This window comes from Romboutsia timonensis (assembly GCF_900106845.1).
Taxonomy (GTDB): Bacteria; Bacillota; Clostridia; order Peptostreptococcales; family Peptostreptococcaceae; genus Romboutsia; species Romboutsia timonensis.
In genome coordinates this window covers 1,989,365-2,013,587 of record NZ_LT629850.1, presented here as the reverse complement: position 1 = coordinate 2,013,587, position 24,223 = coordinate 1,989,365, and the positions used below count along the sequence as shown (strand labels likewise).

Sequence of the window (24,223 nt, the reverse complement as noted above, 5' to 3'; positions counted from 1 at the left end):
AAAATATAAGAATTAGTCATGAAATTTATAATATTGGAAAAGATAAGGCTAATATAGTTATTAAAAATAAACTAAAAATAGTTAGGAGTGCATGCAATGAAAAGCTATTTAGATAAGATTTTTATCTTAGAAGGTATTTTGTTAGCTATTATAGGTGTATTATTTTTTATAAATCCTGTAAACGCATTTTTTAATTTTACAACAATTTGTGGAATATTAATAATAATAGCTGGTATATTAAGAATAATTAGAGCATTTGGTACAGATTCAAAAATGTATTATATATTAACAGGAATTATAGATATATTATTTGGTTTTATAATATGGTTTAATCCTATATCTACAACAGAAACACTTATAATAGTATTTGGAATATGGATATTACTAAAAGGTATTTATAGTATAATATTAGCATTTAAATATAAAACATTTGGATTTAATGCTGTAACTATTTTATCTATTATATCTATAATACTTGGTGGTATAGTATTTATTGCGCCATTAAGTGTAGTATTTGTTTTACCATATATACCTTATATTTTAGGAGTATGTTTTATAGTTTTAGCAGTAACTGAAATATATTTAGGGTATAAATTATAAATAAAATAAATTTAAGTAAAACTTATAATAAACAAGAGAAAGTCCCTTTGAAGTATCACTAAGTGATAAATCAAAGGGACTTTTTGTGCAATTATAACTTAGAATAAAATAAATTAAAGATAGTAAAGATTAAATTAATACATTAGGAATTAAAAATATAACTATCATTATACTTTCAATATTTACATTTTTTAAACTAATTTTACTTTTTTAGACACAAATTAGTGTTATTAATATATAATTATTTTATGTAATGTTATTTTTAAAAACTATCTAAAAAGGGAGGATTTTATGATATTAAATAAAACTATAAAAATAGGGGCATTATTTACCGCACTTATTTTAATGCTAACAGGTTGCTCGATTAATAACAAAACTTTAGAAAAATCACAAAAAAATGAAGATGTGCTAGTAACTTTAATACTAGATAAAGGTGGGGTTAATGATGGTTCTTTCAATGAATCAGCTTGGTCAGGTGCAGAACAAGCTTCTAAAGAATTAGGTATAGAAGTTAAATATCTAGAATCTAATACAGATGCAGATTATGTTCAAAATATAGAAACAGCTATAGATTTAGAATCTGATTTAATAATTGGTGTTGGTTTTAATCTTAGTAAAGCAATAGAAGATGCAGCTAAAAGCTATCCAAATCAACAATTTGCTATAGTTGATGGGTCTTTTGAAGAAATACCAAGTAATGTTACTCCAATAGTTTTTGATGAAAAAGAAGCTGGATATCTAGCAGGGATTGTAGCAGCAAAGACTATACAATCAGATTCAAATAAGTTTGGATTTATTGGAGGATTTGAAGTTCCAGCAGTAATTAATTATAGAGATGGATTTGAAAAGGGACTTTTAGAAGTTAATCCAAATGCAACTTTACTTACTCAATATGCTAACTCTTTTACAGATGCAGCTAAAGGTAGAGTTATAGCAGAGCAAATGAGTAATGAAGGTGTTGAATGTATAATGACTGCTGCAGGCGGTGTTAATAATGGTGTATACGAAACTTGTAAAGAAAAAAGTAAATATGCAGTAGCTGTTGATATGGCTCAATCTTACATATCTCCAAATACTATATTGACTTCTGCAATAAAGAAGGTTGATGTAGGTGTAACTGAAACAATTAAAAGTTATGTTGATGGAAATTTAAAAGGTGGAGTTAATATAACTTATAGCATGAAAAATGATGGAGTTGACTATGAAAAAACAGAACTTTTATCAGAGGAAACAATCAATTATGTAGAATCTATAAAAGAAGCTTTATCTAAATAATAAACATAATTAAAAAGGTAGTTATTTTTATCTATATATAAGAGTAACTACTTTTTTACTTAAAATATAGCCATTCTTTAAAGTTTTATAAACTAAATTTTGAATAATTCTAATATAATGTGAAATAAAAAACATCCAATAAATTGTATTGGATGTTTTTAGTATTAATATACTATATATAGTATATTAAATATAAGCATTCTTAATATTTATTTATCTGACATATTTTTATTATCAGTAGTTTTAAAAGATATAAGTAATATTTTTATTTCCATAATTTATATTTTTAATTCTAAATTTTAAAAGCTTCAATTATTTCATATTCCTAAATTTCCATTATAGCTCCTACTAAGTGATCATTATCGTAATGTTTTAATAATAAGGTGTTGCTGCTTATCTTTGATTTTCTATTCTCCATTCATAAATCAAGTTTAGTTCTTAGATCTTATGGATTTTTCATTTTATTTGTTATAAATTTACCTTTTATTAATTTTATTGAAGATTTACTCTTATATATTAAGTATGGTAGTTAGGTAAGTTTTAATATATTAAAGTTCTTTAGAAAGAATTTATTAAAAAAATTTATATCTAAAAAAATTTTTATTAATATTACTCAATATTCGACAAAAAAATTAATAGAAATATAGTATATTTGTGATGAATAGTGTAAAAAATGAAAAAATAGAGGGAATGGGAATGATTAGTATAAAGAAAATAGTTGGGGCTTTAATAGTATTATTTGTGATTATTGTTAATCTTAATAAATCATATGGAATATATGAGAAAGAAATTTTATTTATAAGTTCTTATAGCCCAGAATTTATTTCATTTAAAGATCAAGTTAAAGGAATAAAAGATACTTTAGGGGATGAATTTAATTTACAAGTTCAATATATGAATGCAAAATCATTTAGTGACAAAGTTGATGAAAGTGATTTCTATAATTTGTTAAAATATAGTATTGCGAGCTATAAAAATTTGGAAGGAATACTTATAGGAGATGATGATGCATTAGAATTTTATTTGAAATATAAAGAGGATTTGTTTAAAGATATTCCTGCTTCATTTTTTGGAATATATGATAAAAAAAATATAGAACGAGCTTTAAAATATAAAAATGTAGCAGGGGTAAGAGAGGTAGAATCTTTAGACCAGATAATAGAATTAATACGAAAGCACCATAAAAATGTAGAAAATATTGTTTTTATAGATAATGATAATAGGGTGAAAAATGAATTTGAAGCAAGTGAAGACAATGCTTTAAAATATAGTAATTTAAATTTTGAGTGGATAATTACTAATGATATTGTATCAGATGAATTTGTACATGAACTTAAAAAAGTAGAAGAAAACTCTGCAATAATAAGTTTATATCCAATACATTTTAAAGATGTAAAATGGCTTGGTTATGATGATATAAATAAAGGAATAAAAAATTATACAAATCAAATACCAATTTATGCATGTCTAAGTTATGGAATAACTGAAGGTGTTATTGGAGGGAAGGTTATAAATCATTATAATCAATCAAAAAGTGCAACAGAAATGTTACTTAAAATTATAAATGAAGAGACCACAAAACAATTGTACATTGGAGATGATAGTATTAATGATTATATATTTGATTATGAAACTTTAAAAGAATATAATATAAAAAAATGGGATTTACCAAAGGGTTCAATAATACTAAATAATCCTAATGATATAATTTATAAATATCCAGATATAGTTATTAGCCTAATTTTCTTATTTGTGGGATTGATTTGTATAATTATAACATTAATATGTTATATAAGATATAAAATAAGATATGAAAAGAAATTGTTAAAGGCAAAATATGCAGCAGAAGAAACAAATAGATTAAAGGCTCATTTTGTATCTAATATAAGTCATGAATTAAAGACTCCAATTACAGTTATAATGTCAGTTATACAACTTGTACAAGTAAAAAATAATGAATGTAAGAATAACCACAATATAGAAATTATTAATAGTAATTGTCAAAGATTATTAAGACTTATAAATAATATAATAGATATTGAAAAGTTTGATAATCATAAATTAAAATTAGACTTAGAAAATATAAATATAGTAAATTTAATAGAAGATATAATATCATCTATTAATCCATATGCAAAATCAAAAAATTTGAGAATAATATTTGATACCAATGATGAAGACATAGTTATGGCTCTAGATTGTGCTAAAATAGAAAGAGTCTTGTTAAATTTACTTTCAAATGCAATTAAGTTCTCTTATGTTGATGGAATAATATATGTTAATGTAAATAAAAAAGAGGAAAATGTAATAATAAGTATAAGAGACTTTGGAATAGGTATGAGTGAAAAGTATTTAGATAAAATATTCGATAGGTTTATTCAAGTTGATAATACTATGACAAGGAAAAATGAGGGAAGTGGTATAGGGCTATCAATAGTAAAGTCATTTGTTAGTTTACACAATGGAAGTATTAGCGTTAAGTCAAAAGAAAATGAGGGAAGTGAGTTTGTTATAAATCTTCCTATTAATTTAATTGAAGATAAGGAATTATTTTTATATGATAGTGAGGTTTTAGATTTTAATATAAAAACAGAGCTTTCGGATATATATATGTAGATTAAAATAGGGTGTCGAGAAATACGACACCCTATTTTAGAATATTAATAGTATAGATTAATTCTTATATATTCTATAAGCACTACTAGATCCATCCATAAAAATAGGAAGATGAAGAGGATTAAAAGTAAAGAATTAACTTTGTATAAACAATACAATAAAGCTAATTCTTTTATTAAAACATTTTAAAAAGAAAATTTAATTGTTATTATGAGAATAAGCTGATACGATATCACTTTCGTCAGTTTTCATATTACTTAAAGTATTTTTATAAAATACTGCAAAACTAATTACAGTAGTAGCACAAGCAATGATATCAGCAACAGGTTCTGCTAAAAGAACACCGAAAAGTCCATTTTTCGTAAAGTTTGGAAGTATAAATATTAATGGAACTAAAAGAACTACTTTTCTTAAAAGTGCTAAGAATAAAGAAATTTTTGCTCTACCTAAAGCTAAGAAAGTTTGCTGACAAGCTATTTGAGCCCCAAATATAAACATACCAGCAAAATAAATTTTAATAGACCAAGTAGTTATCTCCATAAGTTCTGGTTTATTATTAAATATACTAACAAAGAAATCAGGGAATAACATTAATAATACAACTATTAAAGTTGAATAAGATAAACAAGTTAATAAAAGAAGCTTAAAAGTCTTTTTAACTCTATCTAAATTTTTAGCACCATAGTTATAACTTATTATAGGTTGAGCACCTTGAGTAAGTCCCATAAGTGGCATAGTTATTATTTGCATTATACTACTCATTATAGTCATAGCACCAATTGCTAAGTCGCCACCAAATCTTGAAAGTTGGTTATTTAAACTAACTAAAACTAAACTTTCAGTTGCTTGCATAATAAATGGTGCTATACCTAAAGCTAAAATTGAACCTACTATTTTTTTATCTAACTTTAAATATTTTTTTCTTATTTTTAAAATACTTTTCTTACCAAATAAGAAGTTTAAAGCAAATAGAGTTGAAACACCTTGAGCTATAATACTTGCAAGGGCAGCTCCTTTAACACCCATATCAAAAGTAAATATAAGTATAGGATCAAGAGCTATATTTATAACAGCGCCTATTAAAACAGTAAACATACCAATTTTTGCAAATCCTTGAGTATTTATAAAAGTATTCATACCTAAAGCGATTTGAACAAATAAAGTACCCATAACATATATAGTTAAATAATCTAGAGCATAATTAATAGTTGTTTCACTAGCTCCAAAAGCCCAAAGTATTGGCTCTTTAAATAATAAAAATACTATTGTTAGAGAAACGCCAATTATAAGAAGCATAGAAAAGCTATTACTCATAATTTTTTCAGCTTCATCATTGTTTTTCTCTCCCATTTTAATAGCAGTAAGTGGAGCACCACCAGAACCTATTAAATAACTAAATGCAGATATAATCATTATAATAGGCATCGCAACTCCAATACCAGCCATGGCAATTTCACCATTTGCCATTCTACCTATAAATATTCTATCTACAATGTTATATAATAGGTTAACCATTTGGGCTATTATAGCAGGAACAGTAAGGTTTATAAGTAACTTGCCAACACTACCTTCACCTAAGTTTACATTTTTATTTTTCATAAAATCATCACCTAATATTAATATGTAAATTTTAATATATTTGTTATAATAATCTATAGGGTAACCCGATAGTCAATAGGAGTGATAAAAAATGAAATTGAAATTAAAACCCCTTACAACAGGAGAATTTGCAAAGATATGTAATGTGAAAAAGCATACATTATTTCATTATGATGATATTGGTTTATTAAAACCTGATTATTATGATGAGAATGGATATAGATTTTATTCTTATAGTCAGCTTAATTTATTTTATTTTATATCTATGATGAAAGAGTTAGGTATGTCATTAGATGAGATAAAGTTTTACTTAAATAGTAGAACACCAGAGCAAATGGAAGAGCTTTTTACAAGTAAAATAAATCAAATATCAAATGAAATAAAAAGATTAAAAGAAAATAAAAGAATATTAAAATCTAGGATTGATAAAATACAATACGCTAGTGAAGTTAAAATTGATAAAATTTATAAAGAGTATCAAGAAGAAGAATATTACTTACGTTATAGAGATATAGATATAGATGATCCTACAGATAAGGATGTATACAAGCTATTTGAGGATAATTTTAGCAAATATACTTCTATTAAAGGGTTAGATACATCGAGATACTCTATCATTACAATTGAAGAGATTTGTGGTGAATATAGATATAATAACGAATATATTTTAAAAAAGATTAATAAAAAAGTTAATAGTCATAAATTAGTTGTAAAACAAAAGGGAGAGTATCTTATAGGTTATCATAAAGGCTATTATAATACTATTGAACAAACTTATGATAAAATGACGATTTATGCAAAGGATAATAATCTAGTCATTGGAAGTAATTCTTATACAAAGGAGATTTTAGATGTATTAACTTCTAATAGCAAAGAAGAATATTTAATTGAAATAATTATTGAATTAAAGTAATTTAGAATTTGAATGTCTAGCCAATATTTTTAAGTATATCATATAGAATAATATAGTTTTAAATATTAAAGAGAAATTTATTAAGAACGATGATAGTAAATATCATAGTCTTTTTATATGTTATAAAAATGTCAAAATAAGTTTAAAAATATTGAAAATTCATATACGATGTATTAATATAAAATTTAGATAGTAATATTAAATATATTTAGGGGTATGAAGGAGTAAATATATGAAAGGGAAACTGTCAAAAATAATACTATTAGGGTATATTATAATAAATATTTTAATTCCTATATCAGTATCAGCCGAATCATTAAAAAGTGGAAATTTTGAAAAACTATCTATTGATGAAGGACTTTCAAATGAATATGTAACATCAATATTTCAAGATAGTAAAGGCTATATGTGGATAGGGACAATAGATGGACTTAATAGATATGATGGTGAAAGAATAAAAGTATATAATTGTAGTGTTGATAGAGAGAACTCATTAAGTTCAACATATATAAATGCTATAGAGGAAGATTCTAGAGGGAATATATGGGTAGGAACTGATTTAGGCTTAGATATTATAGATAGGAATACAGATAGTATTGTAAGGTTTAATGACTTAAAAATAGATGGACCTAAGTTATCTAATTTAAAAATAACTTCTTTATTAAAAGATGATAAAGATGATATTATGTGGGTTGGAACTGAAAATGGTCTAATTAAGATAGATATTAAAAATTCGAAATTTGAAGCATTATACCATGATAAAAATGATAAAAAATCATTAACTAATTCATATATAACATGTTTAAAGAATGATGAAAATGATACTCTACTGGTTGGAACAACATGTGGAATAAACCTAATAAATAAAAAAAATTTAGAGATAAACTATTTTGAAGGTAAGGTATATGATAATAGTTTATATGTTTATAATATAGAATTTGATTATCTAGGAAATGCATGGATTTCTACAAAAGAAGGTATTTTTATCTATAATCAAAAAGAAGATAAAAAAAATGAATTATACATTATTGATGATACAGGAGTAAAAATTTACAACATAAAAGAAAATAAAATAAATAGTATTTATATTGAAAAAGATAAAGATAAAAAAATTTATAATAATGAATTTATTTTAAGTGACAGTAATAATAATATATGGATATCTAGTAGTAACGGTATAAAAATATATTCTCTACAAAATAAAAAAAGTAGTTATTTAAATAAGAATACTACTTTTGTAAATAACCTTGCTAGTAATAATATAACATGCTTTTATGAAGATTCTAATGGAACGATATGGGTTGGAACCGATAAAGGTATAAATATAGCAAATAAAGGTAATCAATTTAATTTTAATACTGAATATAATCATAAAAAAGGAACTTTATATGATAAAAGTATAGTATCTATGATACAACATAATGGATATTATTTAATGGCTACTAAGTATTATGGAATATATATATTTGATGAAAAGGATGGGAGCTTAGTAGATATAATTTGTCAAAATAATGATAATAAAGTAGATTTAAATAATGAGTATATAACAGGTTTATATAAAATAGATGAGGATGATATTTTAGTTGTTACCAATAAGTATGCAATATTAGTAAATATAAATAACGGTATATTTACTAAACGCTCATATGAAGATATATATCATGAAGAGTTAAATTATTTATATAGTGATGGAGAATTTGCTTGGTCTTCAAATACAAGTGATTTTCGTTCTGTAAATATAAAGACTGAAGAAAAAACTTCTTATGGTGAAGACTTAAAGAAGTTTAATATTAATCCGGGAAAAATAACATACATATTACCAGACTATGAAGATGAAAATATTCTTTGGCTAGGTGGGTCAGGTACTGGGTTAGTTAAATATCATAAGAAAAGGGGCGTTATAAAGCAGTATACACATGACTCTTTGAATCGTGACTCATTAATTAATAATGATATAAATTGTATGATATTTGACAAGTTTGAAAACTTATGGATTGGAACAAATATAGGTTTAAGTAAATTTAATATAAAGACAAATAAATTTACTTCTTATACTACAGCTGAAGGTCTTACTAATAACTTTATAAACTCAATTTTATTAGATGATGATAATAATCTTTGGATAAGTACCAATAAAGGCTTAAATAAATTTGATATAGAAAAAGCAAATATAATAAACTTTACCAAAATGGATGGTATATATGGATATCAATTTAACATAAATTCAAGTTTAAAAAATAAAGATGGAATGATGATATTTGGAAGTACAAATGGTATTACATATTTTAATCCAGAAGATATAGAAAATCCTATTGGAAATAAGAATAAAGTTGTATTTGGAGATATTTTTATAGGGAAAAATAAGGTTAGTTATAATAATAAAGAATTAATTTTAGAGCATTATGATAAAGATTTATCAATAGAGTATTTTTTACCTATTTATGAAAATTTAAATAATATAACCTATGAATATATGATTGAAGGAATTGATTCAAATTGGATATATGTAGATCGTAAGTCTTATTTAAATATTAAAACATTAGAACCAGGTAAATATACTTTAAAAATGAGAGCTAGAGATGGACATGGAAATTTAACCAAAGAAACAAGTATGAATATAAGAGTTAAAAGTCCCATCTGGAAAACACCTTTAGCTTATTTAATATATATAATTGTATTGTTAGCAATAGCTTTTTATATATTCAATTATGTTAAGATATTACAAAACTTAGTAAATCACAAAACTATGAAACTAAATAAGCAATTAGAAGAAAATAAAAAGTTAAGTGAAGAAATAATAAATAATGAAAAGTTTAAAAATAATTATTTTGTAAATTTATCTCATGAGCTTAGAACACCAATAAATGTCATAACATCAATATTACAATTAACAGATAATATGATGAGAAATAAAACTATGACATATAAAAAAGCTGAAGGATATATAGAGATTATAAATAGAAATTGTGAAAATTTATTAAAAATAATAAATGATATAATAGATAGCTCAAAAATAGAAACGGGGAATTATAAAATTAATAAAAAGAATAATAACATAGTATATATCGCTGAAGAAGTTGCACTTAATATGAGTAATTTCATAGAGGGAAAAGGATTATCACTTATAATTGACCCTGAAATAGAAGAAAAAGTTATTTCTTGTGATGAAACAGAAATAGAAAGATGTGTCATAAACTTATTAGGTAATGCAGTTAAGTTTACTCCTGAAGGTGGAGAAATTAGAGTATATATTAAAGAAGTAAAAGGCTACATTGAAATCACTATAGAAGATAATGGCATAGGAATATCAAAAGAAGATCAAGAGTTTATATTTAAAAGATTCTCGCAAGTAGAAGGAAACGGTGCTACAAAGGCAACTAGTAGTGGTATTGGACTTACACTTGTTAAGGATATAGTAGATCTTCACGGTGGATATATTAGACTTGAAAGTGAGCTTAATAAAGGAAGTAAATTTACTATAGGACTTCCTGATATATCAGAAGATGCTCTATGTAATAATTAAAATATATAATAGATAAAGTAATTCATATAATTTAAAATATGCAATAAAAACCGTATAATAAATAAATGGTACGGTTTTTTGCATATAAAAATAATTATTTTATGAGATTATATATATTTATGAAAATGTGCAAAATATAAATTGTGTATATAATTTTGAAAATAAAATAATAAAAATGAGGTGAATTTATGCAATCTATATGGAGTGAGAGTTGTAAATTCAGAAAAAGAGAAGTTTTAGATAAAGATATAAAAACTGATACCATAATTATTGGAGCAGGTATGGCAGGAATATTAATAGGATACATGCTAAAACAAAATGGTATAGATGTAATTTTAATTGATGCAGCTGAAATGGCAAGTGGAAATACGAAAAATACTACTGCAAAGATAACATCTCAACACGATTTAATTTATGACAAATTAATATCAGAATTTGGAGAGAAAAAGGCAAGACAATATGCAAAGGCAAATGAACTTGCTATAAAAAAATATAAAGAAATTATTAAAGAAAGAAAAATAGACTGTGAATTTGAAGAAAAATCAGCATATGTATATTCATTAAATGAAGTAGAGAACATAAAAAAAGAAGTAGAAGCAGCTAATAAACTTGGTATTTCTGCAGAATTTGTGGAAAGTATTAATCTTCCTTTTGAAATTAAAGGAGCTGTCAAATTTAATAATCAGGCACAGTTTAATCCACTTAAATTTTTAAAAGATATTTCAAGTGATTTAGTTATTTATGAAAATACCAGAGCATTAGAAATTAAAGAAAATTTAGTAATCACCAATAGGGGAAACATAACTGCAAATAATATAGTTGTAGCAACTCATTATCCAATAATGAATGCACCTGGATATTATTTCATGAAAATGCACCAAGAAAGATCATATGTTATAGCTTTAGAAAATGCAGATAATGTTAATGGTATGTACATAGATGTTGAGAAAAATGGATGCTCTTTTAGAAACTATAAAGATTTACTATTGTTAGGGGCTATAGATCAAAGAACAGGAGAAAATGAAAAAGGTGGATGCTATGATAAGTTGAGAAAAATAGCAAAAGATCTATATCCAAATTCAAAAGAAAAGTATCATTGGTCAGCTCAAGACTGTATGACTATAGACAAAATACCTTATATAGGTAAATATTCTGATAAAACACCTAATATATATGTTGCCACAGGATTTAATAAATGGGGAATGACAAGTTCTATGGTGTCGGCTATGATTATATCGGATATGATATTAGATAAAGAAAATGATTTTTCAGAAATATTCTCTCCTAAAAGATTTGATTTATCATTATCAATAGGTAATATTGCCAATGATATGATTGAAACGGCCAAGAATTTTATCGCACAAAAAATATATATTCCAAGTAGTAAAATAGAACATATTAAAAATGGACATGCTGGAATTGTTGAATATAATGATGAGAAAATTGGCGTTTATAAAAATAATGACGGTAAGGAATTTATAGTATCAACAAAATGTCCACATTTAGGATGTCAACTTGGTTGGAATGCAGATGAATTAACATGGGATTGTCCATGTCATGGATCAAGATTTGATTATAAAGGAAGACTAATAGGAAGTCCTGCAACTAAAGATCTTATAGATAATTAGATAAAATAGATATTTTAAGCATTGATTATTAAAAACCGTATCAAAGTAAATGATGCGGTTTTATAATATTTACATCAAAGCGTTTAAATGAATTTTAATACATTCTTTCTAAATAATGGAACAATTTGGTGATATAATCATAAATATAAAATAAGGCTAATAATATTGACTTAATATGTAAAATTAAATCTATTCTACTTAATAACTTTTTACTCTATAAACAACTATGATAAAAAATTATTTTATAAATATTATAAAGATAAATAATATTAAATTAAGCTCACCAATACATGGCATGGAGATGGTATGAAATGACAGATAAAAATGAAGTTATAACTATACCAGATAAAGGTTTAGAAGAGGCTATAAAATATGAATTAAATTTAAACCCAAATTGTGAAATTACAAAAGATAATATTAAATCACTTCGATGGCTAGATGCTTCTAATAAGGGAATTTTAGACTTAACTGGATTAGATAATGCAATAAATTTAGAAGAATTATATTTAGGATATAATCAAATAGAAGATATAAGCACACTATCAGAACTAACTAATTTAAAAATATTGAATTTAAGCAACAATCAAATACAAGATATAAAAGTACTATCAGATTTAATTAATTCCTGAATTGTATAATTAAATCAGACAAATATATAAACAAAAAAAGACACTTATGATATACTTAGTTAACCTACTAAAATCAACAAAAGGAGTACCAAAAATGTCTTTTAATCATATTAACATAAATCAGCTAACAAATCTAGAAGCAAATTACTATTTAGGCGTGAAAGCAAGAGCTTGCGCTCAAAGAATGAAAATTGGAAAAGATAAAGTTTACAGATATTACAAGCTATTTATGCAAGGACTTACTGTTCAAGAAATATATAATCAATACCTAATAAATAAATCTAGATGTGGAAGAAAGCCCATTGTATTAAGCAAAGAAAAATTAGATGATATCAATAATAAGCTAGAAAATGATTGGTCTTTAGATGCTATCGCAGGAAGAGATAAAATAGATGGAAAAGATGAAAAAATATCAACAAAAACATTATACAAATTAGCAAAACAAGGTGTAATAGATATAAATAAGTTGAGACGTAAGGGTAAAAATAACCCGAAGGGTCATAACGAAACAAGAGGTAAAATTAATACATGTAAAACAATTCATGAAAGAGATGAAAAGTATCCTAATGCTAAAACTAGTATAGAATATGGCCATTTTGAGGGAGATACTATTGTAGGAAAAGCTAGAAAATCAGCTATAGTTACTTTAGTAGAAAAGTATTCAAAATATATTGTATTACTTAAAGCAAGTAGAAAGAGTGAGGATGTTAAAGAAGCAATTTGCAAATGGCTATCATCTTTACATAAGTCGTGTATATCTACTATTACATTTGATAGAGGTAAAGAGTTTTCAAAATGGTCAGACATAGAAAAAGATAGTTCAGTTAATATTGAAATCTACTTTGGAGACCCTGGATCACCAGGTCAAAGAGGGCTAAATGAGAATTCAAATGGAATAGTTAGAAAAGATTTACCTAAGTCTACAGATTTATCTGCATATTCTCAAGAAGAATTAAATATGATTGCGTATAAATGGAATTCTATACCTAGAAAATCACTAGACTATAAAACACCAAATGAGGTTATAAAAGAAGCAACTGGATTTGAAAGCTTACTTACATTTGCTTAGTGATTCATAAGTAATTTGTCTGATTTAAATTGACAATTCAGGATTTAAAAAAATTGTATTTAAATAATAATAAAATAGATGATATAAGTTTATTATCAAATATAACTAATTTGCAATGTATAGATTTAAGTAATAATCAAATAAAAGACATAGAAGAATTATCGAATTTAACTAACTTACAAAGATTATATTTAAGTAATAATCAAATACAAAATATAGATGAATTATCAAAATTAATTAACTTAAAATGGTTAAATTTAAATAATAACAAAGTTAAAAATATAGCTAGATTATCGAACTTAACTAATTTACAATGGTTAGATTTAAGTTGTAATCCAATAGAAAATATAGACATATTAGAAAAATTAATTTTACTAGATGAATTAAATTTAAATAATACTAATATAGGTAATATATTAGTGCTAGAGAAATTAAAAAATTTAAAAATATTAGAGTTAAGTAATACAAAAGTAAAGGATTTATCGGCATTAAATAAGCTAGAAGATTTAAAGATATTAAATTTGAGTAATAATAAAATAGAGTTTATAGGTGATTTAAAAGAATTAGAGCGATTAATATGGTTGGATTTAAATAATAATCTATTAGAATCTATAGATGCATTAAAAGGATTATATAGTCTAACATGGTTAGATTTAAGTAATAATAAAATAGAGTCTATAGATATATTAAAAGATTTAAGAAAATTAAATTATTTAAATCTATCAAATAATAAAATAAAAGACATAAAAAGTTTAAATAGCCTAGTAGATATATTTAACTTAAACTTATCAAATAATATAATAGGGGAGATAAAACAATTAGATAATTTAACTGATTTAAATGAATTAAATTTATCAAATAATAGAATAGAAGAAATAAAAGGATTAGATAAGCTAAATAGATTACATGGTTTAAACCTTTCTAATAATAGAATAAGTGAGATAAAAGGGTTAGATAGGTTAAAAGGATTACATGACTTAAATTTATCTTTTAATGAAATAAGAGAAATAAAAGGCCTAGATAAGTTAGATGAGTTACGTAAATTAAACTTATCAGACAATAAAATAGTGGCGATTGAAGGATTAAATAGCCTAAGAAAATTAGAATTTTTAGATTTATCTTATAATAGAATAATTAAAATAGAAGGATTAAATATGTTAGAAAAATTGTGTAATTTAAATTTATTTTCTAATGAAATAAAAGAAATAAAAGGATTAGAGTGGTTAGATGAATTACACAAATTAAATTTATCAGATAATAAGATAGTAGATATACAGGGATTAGATAATCTAAAAAGACTTAAAAATTTAAATTTATCTTCTAATGAAATAATTAAGATAAAAGGATTAAAAAATCTAAAAAGGTTAAATACTTTAGATTTATCTTTCAACTTAATAAGGGAAATAAAAGGTTTAGATCAGTTAGTAGAGTTAGAAGATTTAAATCTATATGATAATAAAATAGACGAAATAACAGGATTAGATAAATTAAGTAAGCTAAAGTGTTTAAATCTAGGGAAGTTATCTGAAAATAGTAAAATAGAAGAAATAAAAGGCTTAGATAAGCTAAACAAGTTAGAAGATTTAAATTTATGTAAGAATAAAATAGGGAATATAATAAACTTGAAATATAACTTAAAGTTAAAGAATTTAAACTTATCAAAGAATGAAAATATATCAATAGAAGGAATAAAAGAATTAACTCATTTAGAGGCATTAGACTTAGGATATACAAATAGAAAAGAGTTAGGAGAAGAAATACAGTTATTAACTAATTTAAAAGAATTATATCTGCGTAGTAATGAAAAAATATCAATAGAAGGAATAAAGAATTTAACAAACCTAGAAGTATTAGACTTGGGGTATACAAATAGAAAAGAATTAGGAGAAATAAAAAAATTAGATAACTTAAAAGAATTATATTTATATAATAATAATTTAATATCAATGGAAGGTATAGAAAACTTAAAGAAATTAGAAATATTAGATTTAAGCAATAATGAAATTGAAAAAGTAGAGAATATAAAAGGATTAAATAACTTAAAAAGTATAGATAAGTTAAAAGGTCTAGATTTAAGTTATAATAAGATAATATCAACAGAAGGTATAGAAGAGTTATATAATTTAGAAAACTTATATTTAAGAAACAATCATATAGAAGAAATAGGTAATTTAAAAAAATTATATAACTTAAAAGTTCTAGATTTAAGTCATAATAAAATAACATCAATGAATGGAATTGAAAACTTGTATAAATTAAAGGTTTTATATTTGATGAATAATAAAATATATAAATTATGCAATTTAAATGATTTATTACAGTTAGAATATTTGATATTAGATAAAAATAAGATAAGTGATATATCTAAAATTCCTGTGAAAATAAAATATATAGACTTAGGAAGACAAGAAATAGATTTAAAAGATTATAAAAATACTGAAAATAAATATTCTTTAAATATAAGCTTTATAAAACTACGAGGTGGTGAGGATTTAGATATAGATTATATACTAGAAAATGGAAAATACGATAATCATACAAAAACAATAATTTGGGAAAATTTATCTACAGATAAATTACAATTTGAATTTAATAATATTGACGATGATTGGATAGACTTTAGTGGAATAGTTAATATATGTTTAGTAGATAAAATATAGTTGTTAGAATAAATCGTAAAAACGTATCATAAATAAGTGATACGTTTTTTATATTAGTTATTTTATTACTATAAATAACATACTAAATCTATATTATATCCACTTTATATCTGCAGCTTTTCTAGGAAAAGTTCTTTTGTACTTAACATTAGGATATCCAACTACCATACAAGCAACAATCTTTTTATTATCACTAATATGTAAAAAATCTAAAATTTCATTATTATCATTAGTAGCTATTTGTAAAAAGCCACTATAGAAAGTACCAAGACCTAAAGCATCAACCATAAGATCCATTTTAGAAGCAGCTAGTGCACCATTTAGTTCATTATTAGATGCTACAATTATAACTGCTGGAGCGTTAAAGAATAATTTATCATTCTTAATAGGGTCTTCTTTATACAACTTATAAAAATATGTCCATAGAGTAGCATATCTTTTAAGATACTCGGTCTCTGGAGTTAAATGATTAAGAATATATTCTCCTTTTTTATTTAAAGACTCAAAAGCTAAATCTTTTAATTTATCTAATTTATCTATAACTATAGTATAGCTTACATCTTGACTGTTAGTTGATGTTTGTGTAAATCTACCTGCTTCTATAATTTTTTCTATTTTTTCTTTTTCAATTTTTTTATTCTTGAAGTTTCTAATACTTCTTCTAAATTTTATAAAGTTTAATAAATTATCAGCATCAACTGTAAAACTTTCCTTGTTGTATTCAATAACATCATCCATATCATAATCGTTTGTAGAAACTGCTTTAGTTGGACATATTGCAACACAATGACCACATTTTATACAAGATTCATTTTTTACATGAGCTTTATTATCTTTTAAAATTATATCATTTACTGGACAATCGTTTATACATTGTTTACAAGCTATGCACTTTTCTTTATCTACAATAAACATATTATAACCTCCTAAAATTTTATATACACTTTGTATAATTTGAACAACTTATACTTTTTATACACTAAAGTACTATTAATATAAGTTAGAACATAATAACTCTTTTGAAAAAATGTAAATTATTCATAAGTATAATTATATACAAGTATATATAGATGTTATCTATATATTAAGAACTTATTAAATTTAGTTGTATAATGACTTTCAACGATTTAATTAATATATTTTAATATAATATACAAATAAATATAAAAATACAGATGTAAATATTTACAAAATTACAGAATGTATGTTACAATGCATAAGAACGGATGTTCTTAGAATAAAAAATAAGAAACATATATACTAAAAAATGCTTCTTATTTAATAAATTGTTAAGATACTAAAGTATATTACAAAATTGTAATAACAAATATTTATAAAGAATATATATAATAGACTAACAATTTATAACTTATAAATAAACGTAATAAAAATGAAAGATATTAGATAGTATTTCTTAATAAATTAAATATATAATAGTTTCATAAGAAAATAATTATGAAAGCAATTAGGGGGGATGATATGAAAAATAAATATAAATATCTAATAATCTCTATAGCTATAGTAATGATGATAAGTATTCCAGTAAGCAAAGTAGTATTAGATGGATACTTTGAATATAAACAAGCAATAAACAATATGAGTATAGACAAAAAGATTGAAGAGATTAGGAATAATGAAAATTATGTAAGGTTTGAGAATATAGATAAAGACTTTGTAAATGCAATTATATCGGTAGAAGATCATAGGTTTTATGAACACCATGGATTAGACTTTATATCGATAGCAAGAGCAACTATAAAAAATATACAAGCAGGAAAAATAGTTCAAGGTGGAAGTACAATAACACAACAATTAGCTAAAAATCTTTACCTAAATGGAGATAGAGAATTTTCAAGAAAAGTATCTGAAGTATTTTTAGTTAATGACCTTGAGAAAAAATACTCTAAGAATGAAATATTTGAAATATATGCTAATATAATAAACTATGGTAATGGATATACAGGTATAAAAGAAGCTAGTGAAGGCTACTTTGGAGAAGAATCAGATGATTTAAATTTACAACAAGCAACTATGTTAGCAGGACTACCTCAATCTCCGAAGAGATATAATCCAACGAAATATTATGATAAAGCTGTGGCTAGACAAAAAGATGTAATTGCAGCTATGCAAAAGTATGGAGATATTGATTATAAAGAAGATTATTATATTTTAGCTGAGAGAGACTTTAATTTAGCGTAATAAAAGTATATAAAAAATAAAACCATGTCAATTAAATGACATGGTTTTATTTTTTAAGCAACAGAATCGCTAACTATACATTCTTGATCTAACATATTCTTTTCGTAAACCTTAAAGAATGGATAATATATAACCAAACTTAAAAGAACAAGTCCGAATGTAAATAAAACAATTCTCCAGTACATAGAAGAGAAACATACTTGATTAAATAATAATGTAAATGATGTATTAACGAAGTATCCAGGCGTTATAAGTCCCATAACTTGTGCTAAATATCCAAGACATACAGTAACAATAGGAGTAACTATAAACGGGATAGCTAATATTGGATTAAATACTATAGGATCACCGAATATTATAGGCTCATTTATACCACATATTTCAGGAACAACTCAAAGTCTACCTAAAGATTTTAAGTGAGTAGATTTACTCTTCATCATAAGTAAAGTAATACATAGAGTATTTTAAGCTCCTCAAAGAATAGCAAATCTAAACATTTGAAGGTTCATTTAATATTTTATTGAAATAACTTCTAAGGTTTTGAGTAGAGCATAGATTATATAGAGTTTAATGTTTTTAACGAACATAGTCCTTTTTCATTTATCGAATATATAAAATATAAAAAGGAGTGATAATATGAATAAATATATGAAGAGAGCAAATGAATTAGCGAAATACTCAATGGATAACAATAAAGGGGGATGTTTTGGATCAGTAATAGTTAAAGATGGAGTTATAGTTGGAGAAGGATATAATACAGTAACATCTGATAATGATCCTACTCGTCATGGTGAAATTAACGCAATAAAAAATACATGTAAGAATATGAGTACATTTGACTTAAGTGGATGTGAATTATATACATCAGCTTATCCATGCCCAATGTGCTTAGGCGCTATAATGTGGGCTAATATTAAAACTGTATACTACGGAGCTACAGCACAAGATACAGGGAATATAGGTTTTAGAGATGACTTCATGTACGAATGGCTAAATAATAAAAATGAAGATTCTTTAAGGTTAATTGAGATGGATAGAAAAGAGTGCGTTGAAGTTCAAAAGATGTGGTTAGATAAAGATGATAAGATAGAATACTAACCATATAAAATTTAAATAGGTTAAGATTATATAATAAGCTCACTCTGAAATATTTCTGAGTGAGCTTAAATTTTGTATACATTTTAAATATTAGAGAGTAAATAACAAAAAGGTGTAAATAAATTTATTTACGCCTTTTTTATTAAGATAAACTTAAAAATATATTATTATATCTAAAGTTAATAGAAATTATTAATTTAGAAACCTTACCTAGCTATAATAATAAGATATTTCTGTTTTAATAACTAAAAAGTATTCATTGACAACTCTTCTTGAGATTCATCTTTATTTATAAGTATAAAATCTGTAAATTTTTGACCATATGGTAAGCATAGTTGTATAAAAGGACCTGTAGTAGCCATAGCTATAATAGTTCCTACACCAACAGTACCTCCTAACATAAAGCCTCCAATTAATAAAAATGCATCCATGCAAATTCTAATCCATCTATACTCACAGTTGATTCTTTCTTTTATTATAAAAGGTATTATATCATTTGGTGCTACTCCAACTTTAGTAGCAGAAAGTATTGAAAATCCTATAGCAATTATAAAACATCCTAATGCTATTAAAAACATTTTTAATAAGTAACTATACGATTCTACAGGAAGAACAGAAACTACACGGATTCCCAGATCTATAATTGGTCCAACTCCAATAACGCATATGATTGTACCGATCTTTATATGGTTTTTGTTTAATAATAATATTATACTAAATAATACTACTAAAATTATTCTATTTGCTGTTCCTGTCGTTACATTCATTCCAAGGTTATTTAATGTATTAGCTAATCCCTGTGTAAAAACTGTAAATGGATCTGAACCTATGTTCATTCTTAAAAATAAAGCCACTCCAAATTGTATAATACTCATTCCCAGCAAAAATAGTAGTAATTTTTTTATTGTCTCGGATAATTTTTTCATATAAACTCACTCCCCCTATTACTAATTTAAATCAATTATCTTCAAAATAACCTCTAATATACATCTTTATAAGAATATTATACTTTGTTTATAATGTCAATATATTATAGTTATTTTTTTAACAATAATATGGAATTTAATTTTGACGATGAGCTTGCTTTTATAAATTAGCTTGTTGTATTAGCTAAATTTTACAATAGTTGATGATATATACGATGATTATATATATGTAAGTATTAAAATATAGATATAATATTAAGTATAATTGTAAAAATTTTAACTATTAATTCAGAAAAAAATTATTTAGTTTACTTAGATTAGAATATAAAAACTATTATAAAATAAAAATTATTTAGGAACAAATTTATTTATAGAGAATAGAATAAGTGAAGAAGTGTATAAATAAATTAAATTTAGTTTGTGGGGATGATTATTATGCAGTTAAAAAGAAAAATTGGATTAATAGCAGCAGGGCTAATAACACTGTCTGGTGTATCAATAATAGAAGAAATATACGTATACGGTAATGAAAAAAATAAATCTAATATACAACTTGAAGAATATGAAATAAAAGACTTAGCAAATCTAATTGGAAAAAACAAAATAGATGTGGAAAATGTACTTGGTAAAGGATATGAAAAAGAAATTCTACAACAAGAAAGTAATGTATATATCGGATTTGATGAAAAAAGAGAAGTAGCTTCATTAATAAATATTTCTTTTGTAGAAGATGATGAATCTACATATAGAATAATATCTGAAAGACTATGGAATGAACTTGGAAAATCATCTTTAAAATTTGTATCATCGGATAATAAAGTAATAGAGACGTGGAATAAAGGTGATTTAGAAATAAATTTCAACAAAATAAAGGATTGTATATCAATAAAAATAAACTAAAGGATAAATTATATCAATAATAAGAGTAATTACATGATAGTATTCTATATAAAGCTGTAAAGTAAGTAAAACTTTATAGCTTTTAATTATTTATAAAAAATATAAATTTTATTAATGCATAAGATGTTAAGAATAGAATTAAAAGTTAACATTTAAAAATGCAATTCATATAATAAAATATTGCACCACTTATATAAAATTTATATTGGAGGTACAAATATGTATGAAATAATAGCGAATTTATTAAAAGAGTCTAAAAAGACAACTGTGATAACCGGTGATGGAATTAGTATAGATTCTCAAAAGATAGATTACAAAACAAGTGTTGACAATCAGGTTTATAATGGTATTAACTTATCAAAATTATGTAATAAGGATTTTGATAAATCAGATAATAATTTTATATCTTACTATAGAAATATATGTAAACAAATATCATTAAATAAACCAAATAAAGCTCACCATATAATAGAAGAATGGAAAAATAAAAAAATAATAGATTTAGTAATAACTCAAAATATAGATGGGTATCACGGAATAAAAAATGTGATAGAACTACATGGTAATATAAATAATTTTTACTGCACAAACTGTAAAAAGAAATTTAATAGTAAATATTATCAAAAGTCACATAAATGTAATAATGGGCATGATAATTTTGAAAAAGAGTATACAAAGTGCAATGGAACATTAAGACCAAATATAGTATTATCTGGAGAAATTCCAAAGTACCTAGAACTAGCATTATTTAATATGTATAAAAGTGATATAGTGCTAATAATTGGAACAGAAATGAGTATCTCGCCTATAAACAAATTACCTGTAATGGCAAAGGAGAAAGGAGCTAAATTAGTTGCTATAAATAAAGAACCGATTGAAAGCATAGCAAATTATATAAACTACTCTATTTATGGAGAAGATATAATAGATGTATTAGAAAAGTTAAATAATTTAATATTATAAATTAAATTATAAAATACATATAATTTACAATTATAGGTATTTTATTGAAATATTATTATAGCTTTTAATCTATTTTGGCATATTTACATCATTTAAAGGAAACAATTCTAGGAAAATAGCAATTATAATTATTGGTGTAAGATTATTTTAAAATAAGTCAGAGAAAAAAGTATCAGCTAGAAATTTTTAGGTAAAGGCAATTTTTAAATTTAAAAATGGGTGAATACACATAAAAAAAGTGGGTAATTATTATAATATCAAGAAAATAATTTATATTAATATATATTGATTACTAGATAAAACAAGCATATAATCTCTATATACAAAATTTTGAAAAGGAGTTGGTTTTATGAAAGTTACTTTACCAGAATCAGCAATAAAAACATTAAAAGATATATTAAAAGATAATCAAGAAAGACCTCAAAATATAAGAGTATATTTTGCAGGAATGGGTTGTTCAGGAGCATCATTTGGAATAGCATTAGATGAGGAAAGAGAAGATGATGTTCACTATGACATAGAAGGTTTACATTTTATAATGAGCGAAGTTGAATACAGTAAGTATGGTGATGTAACTATAGAAGATACAGGATATGGTTTTAGAGTAGTAGTTGCAAATATGCCAGAAAACACAGGTGGTGGATGTGGCGGAGGATGCTCTGGTTGCGGACACTAAGATATATATAAGTTACCTTAAAAACTAAGGTAACTTTTTTCGTTTAAATATACTATAATACTTTAAAAAATGTATATAATTTTTAAATTTAAGTAATATTAATCAATTGGTTTTAAGCAACTGACCTGATTATTGGAAATATGAACGAAGCGAATTTTTTACTTAGTATATTAGTTATAAAAATCTATGAGTAATACTACATAAAATGGGTATAAATATAGTAAATAAAAATATAGTTCTACACGCATTGATTATTTATGGCAAAAATGTATATAATAGGTATATACTATGTATATTCATAAAAAATAAGAAAGGATATGATTTCAATGAAGATAACTTTACCAGAATCAGCAGTAAAGACGTTAAAAGACATCTTACAAGACAATCAAGATAGACCTCAAACTATAAGAGTTTATTTCGCAGGCATAGGCTGAGGCGGTCCATCATTTGGTATTGCTCTGGATGAGCAAAAGGATAGTGATGTAGCTTATGAAGTAGAGGGGCTACAATTTATAATGGATAAAAACGAATATGTACAACATGGTGATATTGTTATAGAAGATACAGGATACGGATTTAGAGTAATTCCTGAAAGTATGAAAAATGATCAAGGTGGATGTGGCGGAGGATGCTCTGGTTGCGGACACTAAAATAATTAAAGGAGTGTATTATATGCACTCCTTTTTTATAATGTTATTAATCTTTATTTATTATATTTTTAGATATATCTATTATAAAATTATTATAATTAATCTGTTGTGCTAGTTAAAATTATTTTCCAAATAAAGTAAATTGATTTTTTTCAAAAACAATATCCCATAAAGATTAGTATTTGTAAATATTAACCAAATACTAATCTTTTTATCTTAGCCATAGAATCATCATTTTTCATCAATTTATTTATTAGAAATGAAATATTATGAGCTAAAACTTTTATTGAGGTTCTAGT

General features: G+C 24.2%; 19 protein-coding genes and 1 pseudogene. 15 read left to right on the top strand and 5 right to left on the bottom strand.

Going from position 1 to position 24,223, the window contains the following annotated elements; translation table 11 throughout:
• Positions 1 to 96 precede the first annotated feature (96 nt).
• The 3 genes from BN7997_RS12140 to BN7997_RS12130 all read left to right on the top strand — a co-directional run bounded on the left by BN7997_RS12140 (position 97) and on the right by BN7997_RS12130 (position 4,491).
• Positions 97 to 600, top strand: a complete 504-nt coding sequence (locus tag BN7997_RS12140; RefSeq protein WP_071121022.1) for a DUF308 domain-containing protein — start codon at positions 97 to 99, stop codon at positions 598 to 600.
• Between the two features lie 291 nt (positions 601 to 891).
• Entirely contained in the window at positions 892 to 1,875 is a 984-nt protein-coding gene (locus BN7997_RS12135; RefSeq protein ID WP_071121021.1) for a BMP family ABC transporter substrate-binding protein, read from the top strand.
• Positions 1,876 to 2,532: 657 nt separating this feature from the next.
• Positions 2,533 to 4,491 (top strand): sensor histidine kinase, encoded by a 1,959-nt coding sequence (locus BN7997_RS12130; RefSeq protein ID WP_083335110.1) that lies wholly within the window; start codon positions 2,533 to 2,535, stop codon positions 4,489 to 4,491.
• Between the two features lie 198 nt (positions 4,492 to 4,689).
• Here BN7997_RS12130 and BN7997_RS12125 read toward each other — a convergent pair whose 3' ends face one another.
• Entirely contained in the window at positions 4,690 to 6,090 is a 1,401-nt protein-coding gene (locus BN7997_RS12125) for an MATE family efflux transporter (protein WP_071121020.1), read from the bottom strand.
• 91 nt (positions 6,091 to 6,181) lie between these two features.
• Here BN7997_RS12125 and BN7997_RS12120 point away from each other — a divergent pair, with 91 nt between their 5' ends.
• The 6 genes from BN7997_RS12120 (at position 6,182) to BN7997_RS12095 (ending at position 16,512) form a co-directional block, all read left to right on the top strand.
• Positions 6,182 to 7,003, top strand: coding sequence for a MerR family transcriptional regulator (locus BN7997_RS12120; RefSeq protein WP_071121019.1), 822 nt, complete (start codon positions 6,182 to 6,184; stop codon positions 7,001 to 7,003).
• A gap of 232 nt (positions 7,004 to 7,235) precedes the next feature.
• A complete protein-coding gene (locus tag BN7997_RS12115; RefSeq protein ID WP_071121018.1) occupies positions 7,236 to 10,526 on the top strand; it encodes a ligand-binding sensor domain-containing protein in 3,291 nt (1,096 codons plus the stop codon).
• Between the two features lie 188 nt (positions 10,527 to 10,714).
• Complete coding sequence (locus BN7997_RS12110) at positions 10,715 to 12,154, top strand: FAD-dependent oxidoreductase (protein ID WP_071121017.1); 1,440 nt, start codon at positions 10,715 to 10,717, stop codon at positions 12,152 to 12,154.
• Between the two features lie 311 nt (positions 12,155 to 12,465).
• A complete protein-coding gene (locus BN7997_RS12105) occupies positions 12,466 to 12,783 on the top strand; it encodes a leucine-rich repeat domain-containing protein (RefSeq protein WP_071121016.1) in 318 nt (105 codons plus the stop codon).
• Positions 12,784 to 12,877: 94 nt separating this feature from the next.
• Positions 12,878 to 13,852: an IS30 family transposase gene (locus tag BN7997_RS12100; RefSeq protein WP_071119190.1), complete on the top strand. Its 975-nt coding sequence runs from the start codon at positions 12,878 to 12,880 to the stop codon at positions 13,850 to 13,852.
• Between the two features lie 53 nt (positions 13,853 to 13,905).
• Positions 13,906 to 16,512: a leucine-rich repeat domain-containing protein gene (locus tag BN7997_RS12095; RefSeq protein WP_071121015.1), complete on the top strand. Its 2,607-nt coding sequence runs from the start codon at positions 13,906 to 13,908 to the stop codon at positions 16,510 to 16,512.
• Between the two features lie 93 nt (positions 16,513 to 16,605).
• Here the strand turns inward: BN7997_RS12095 and BN7997_RS12090 are convergent, their stop codons facing one another.
• Positions 16,606 to 17,427, bottom strand: coding sequence for a nitroreductase family protein (locus BN7997_RS12090; RefSeq protein ID WP_071121014.1), 822 nt, complete (start codon positions 17,425 to 17,427; stop codon positions 16,606 to 16,608).
• Between the two features lie 564 nt (positions 17,428 to 17,991).
• Between BN7997_RS12090 and BN7997_RS12085 the strand changes: the two genes are divergently transcribed.
• Positions 17,992 to 18,711: a biosynthetic peptidoglycan transglycosylase gene (locus tag BN7997_RS12085; RefSeq protein ID WP_071121013.1), complete on the top strand. Its 720-nt coding sequence runs from the start codon at positions 17,992 to 17,994 to the stop codon at positions 18,709 to 18,711.
• Between the two features lie 53 nt (positions 18,712 to 18,764).
• Here the strand turns inward: BN7997_RS12085 and BN7997_RS15460 are convergent, their stop codons facing one another.
• Complete coding sequence (locus BN7997_RS15460; protein ID WP_143023205.1) at positions 18,765 to 18,971, bottom strand: hypothetical protein; 207 nt, start codon at positions 18,969 to 18,971, stop codon at positions 18,765 to 18,767.
• A 376-nt stretch (positions 18,972 to 19,347) separates the two neighbouring features.
• Between BN7997_RS15460 and BN7997_RS12080 the strand changes: the two genes are divergently transcribed.
• Positions 19,348 to 19,809: a nucleoside deaminase gene (locus BN7997_RS12080; protein ID WP_071121012.1), complete on the top strand. Its 462-nt coding sequence runs from the start codon at positions 19,348 to 19,350 to the stop codon at positions 19,807 to 19,809.
• Positions 19,810 to 20,054: 245 nt separating this feature from the next.
• Here BN7997_RS12080 and BN7997_RS12075 read toward each other — a convergent pair whose 3' ends face one another.
• Positions 20,055 to 20,735, bottom strand: a complete 681-nt coding sequence (locus tag BN7997_RS12075; protein ID WP_071121011.1) for a YczE/YyaS/YitT family protein — start codon at positions 20,733 to 20,735, stop codon at positions 20,055 to 20,057.
• A 435-nt stretch (positions 20,736 to 21,170) separates the two neighbouring features.
• On the opposite strand from BN7997_RS12075, the gene BN7997_RS12070 reads away from it, so the two are divergent.
• From BN7997_RS12070 to BN7997_RS16245, 4 genes are all read left to right on the top strand, one after another.
• Complete coding sequence (locus tag BN7997_RS12070; RefSeq protein WP_071121010.1) at positions 21,171 to 21,635, top strand: hypothetical protein; 465 nt, start codon at positions 21,171 to 21,173, stop codon at positions 21,633 to 21,635.
• A 219-nt stretch (positions 21,636 to 21,854) separates the two neighbouring features.
• Complete coding sequence (locus BN7997_RS12065) at positions 21,855 to 22,598, top strand: Sir2 family NAD-dependent protein deacetylase (RefSeq protein WP_071121009.1); 744 nt, start codon at positions 21,855 to 21,857, stop codon at positions 22,596 to 22,598.
• A gap of 349 nt (positions 22,599 to 22,947) precedes the next feature.
• On the top strand, positions 22,948 to 23,274 hold the full coding sequence (locus tag BN7997_RS12060; RefSeq protein WP_071121008.1) for a Fe-S cluster assembly protein HesB: 327 nt from the start codon (positions 22,948 to 22,950) through the stop codon (positions 23,272 to 23,274).
• 515 nt (positions 23,275 to 23,789) lie between these two features.
• Positions 23,790 to 23,924 carry a hypothetical protein gene (locus tag BN7997_RS16245; RefSeq protein WP_278335255.1) on the top strand — a complete coding sequence of 45 codons (135 nt, stop codon included), beginning with the start codon at positions 23,790 to 23,792 and terminating at the stop codon, positions 23,922 to 23,924.
• Positions 23,925 to 24,115: 191 nt separating this feature from the next.
• On the opposite strand, the pseudogene BN7997_RS16465 reads toward BN7997_RS16245, so the two are convergent.
• Positions 24,116 to 24,223: pseudogene (locus tag BN7997_RS16465) on the bottom strand (IS982 family transposase); the annotation flags it as partial.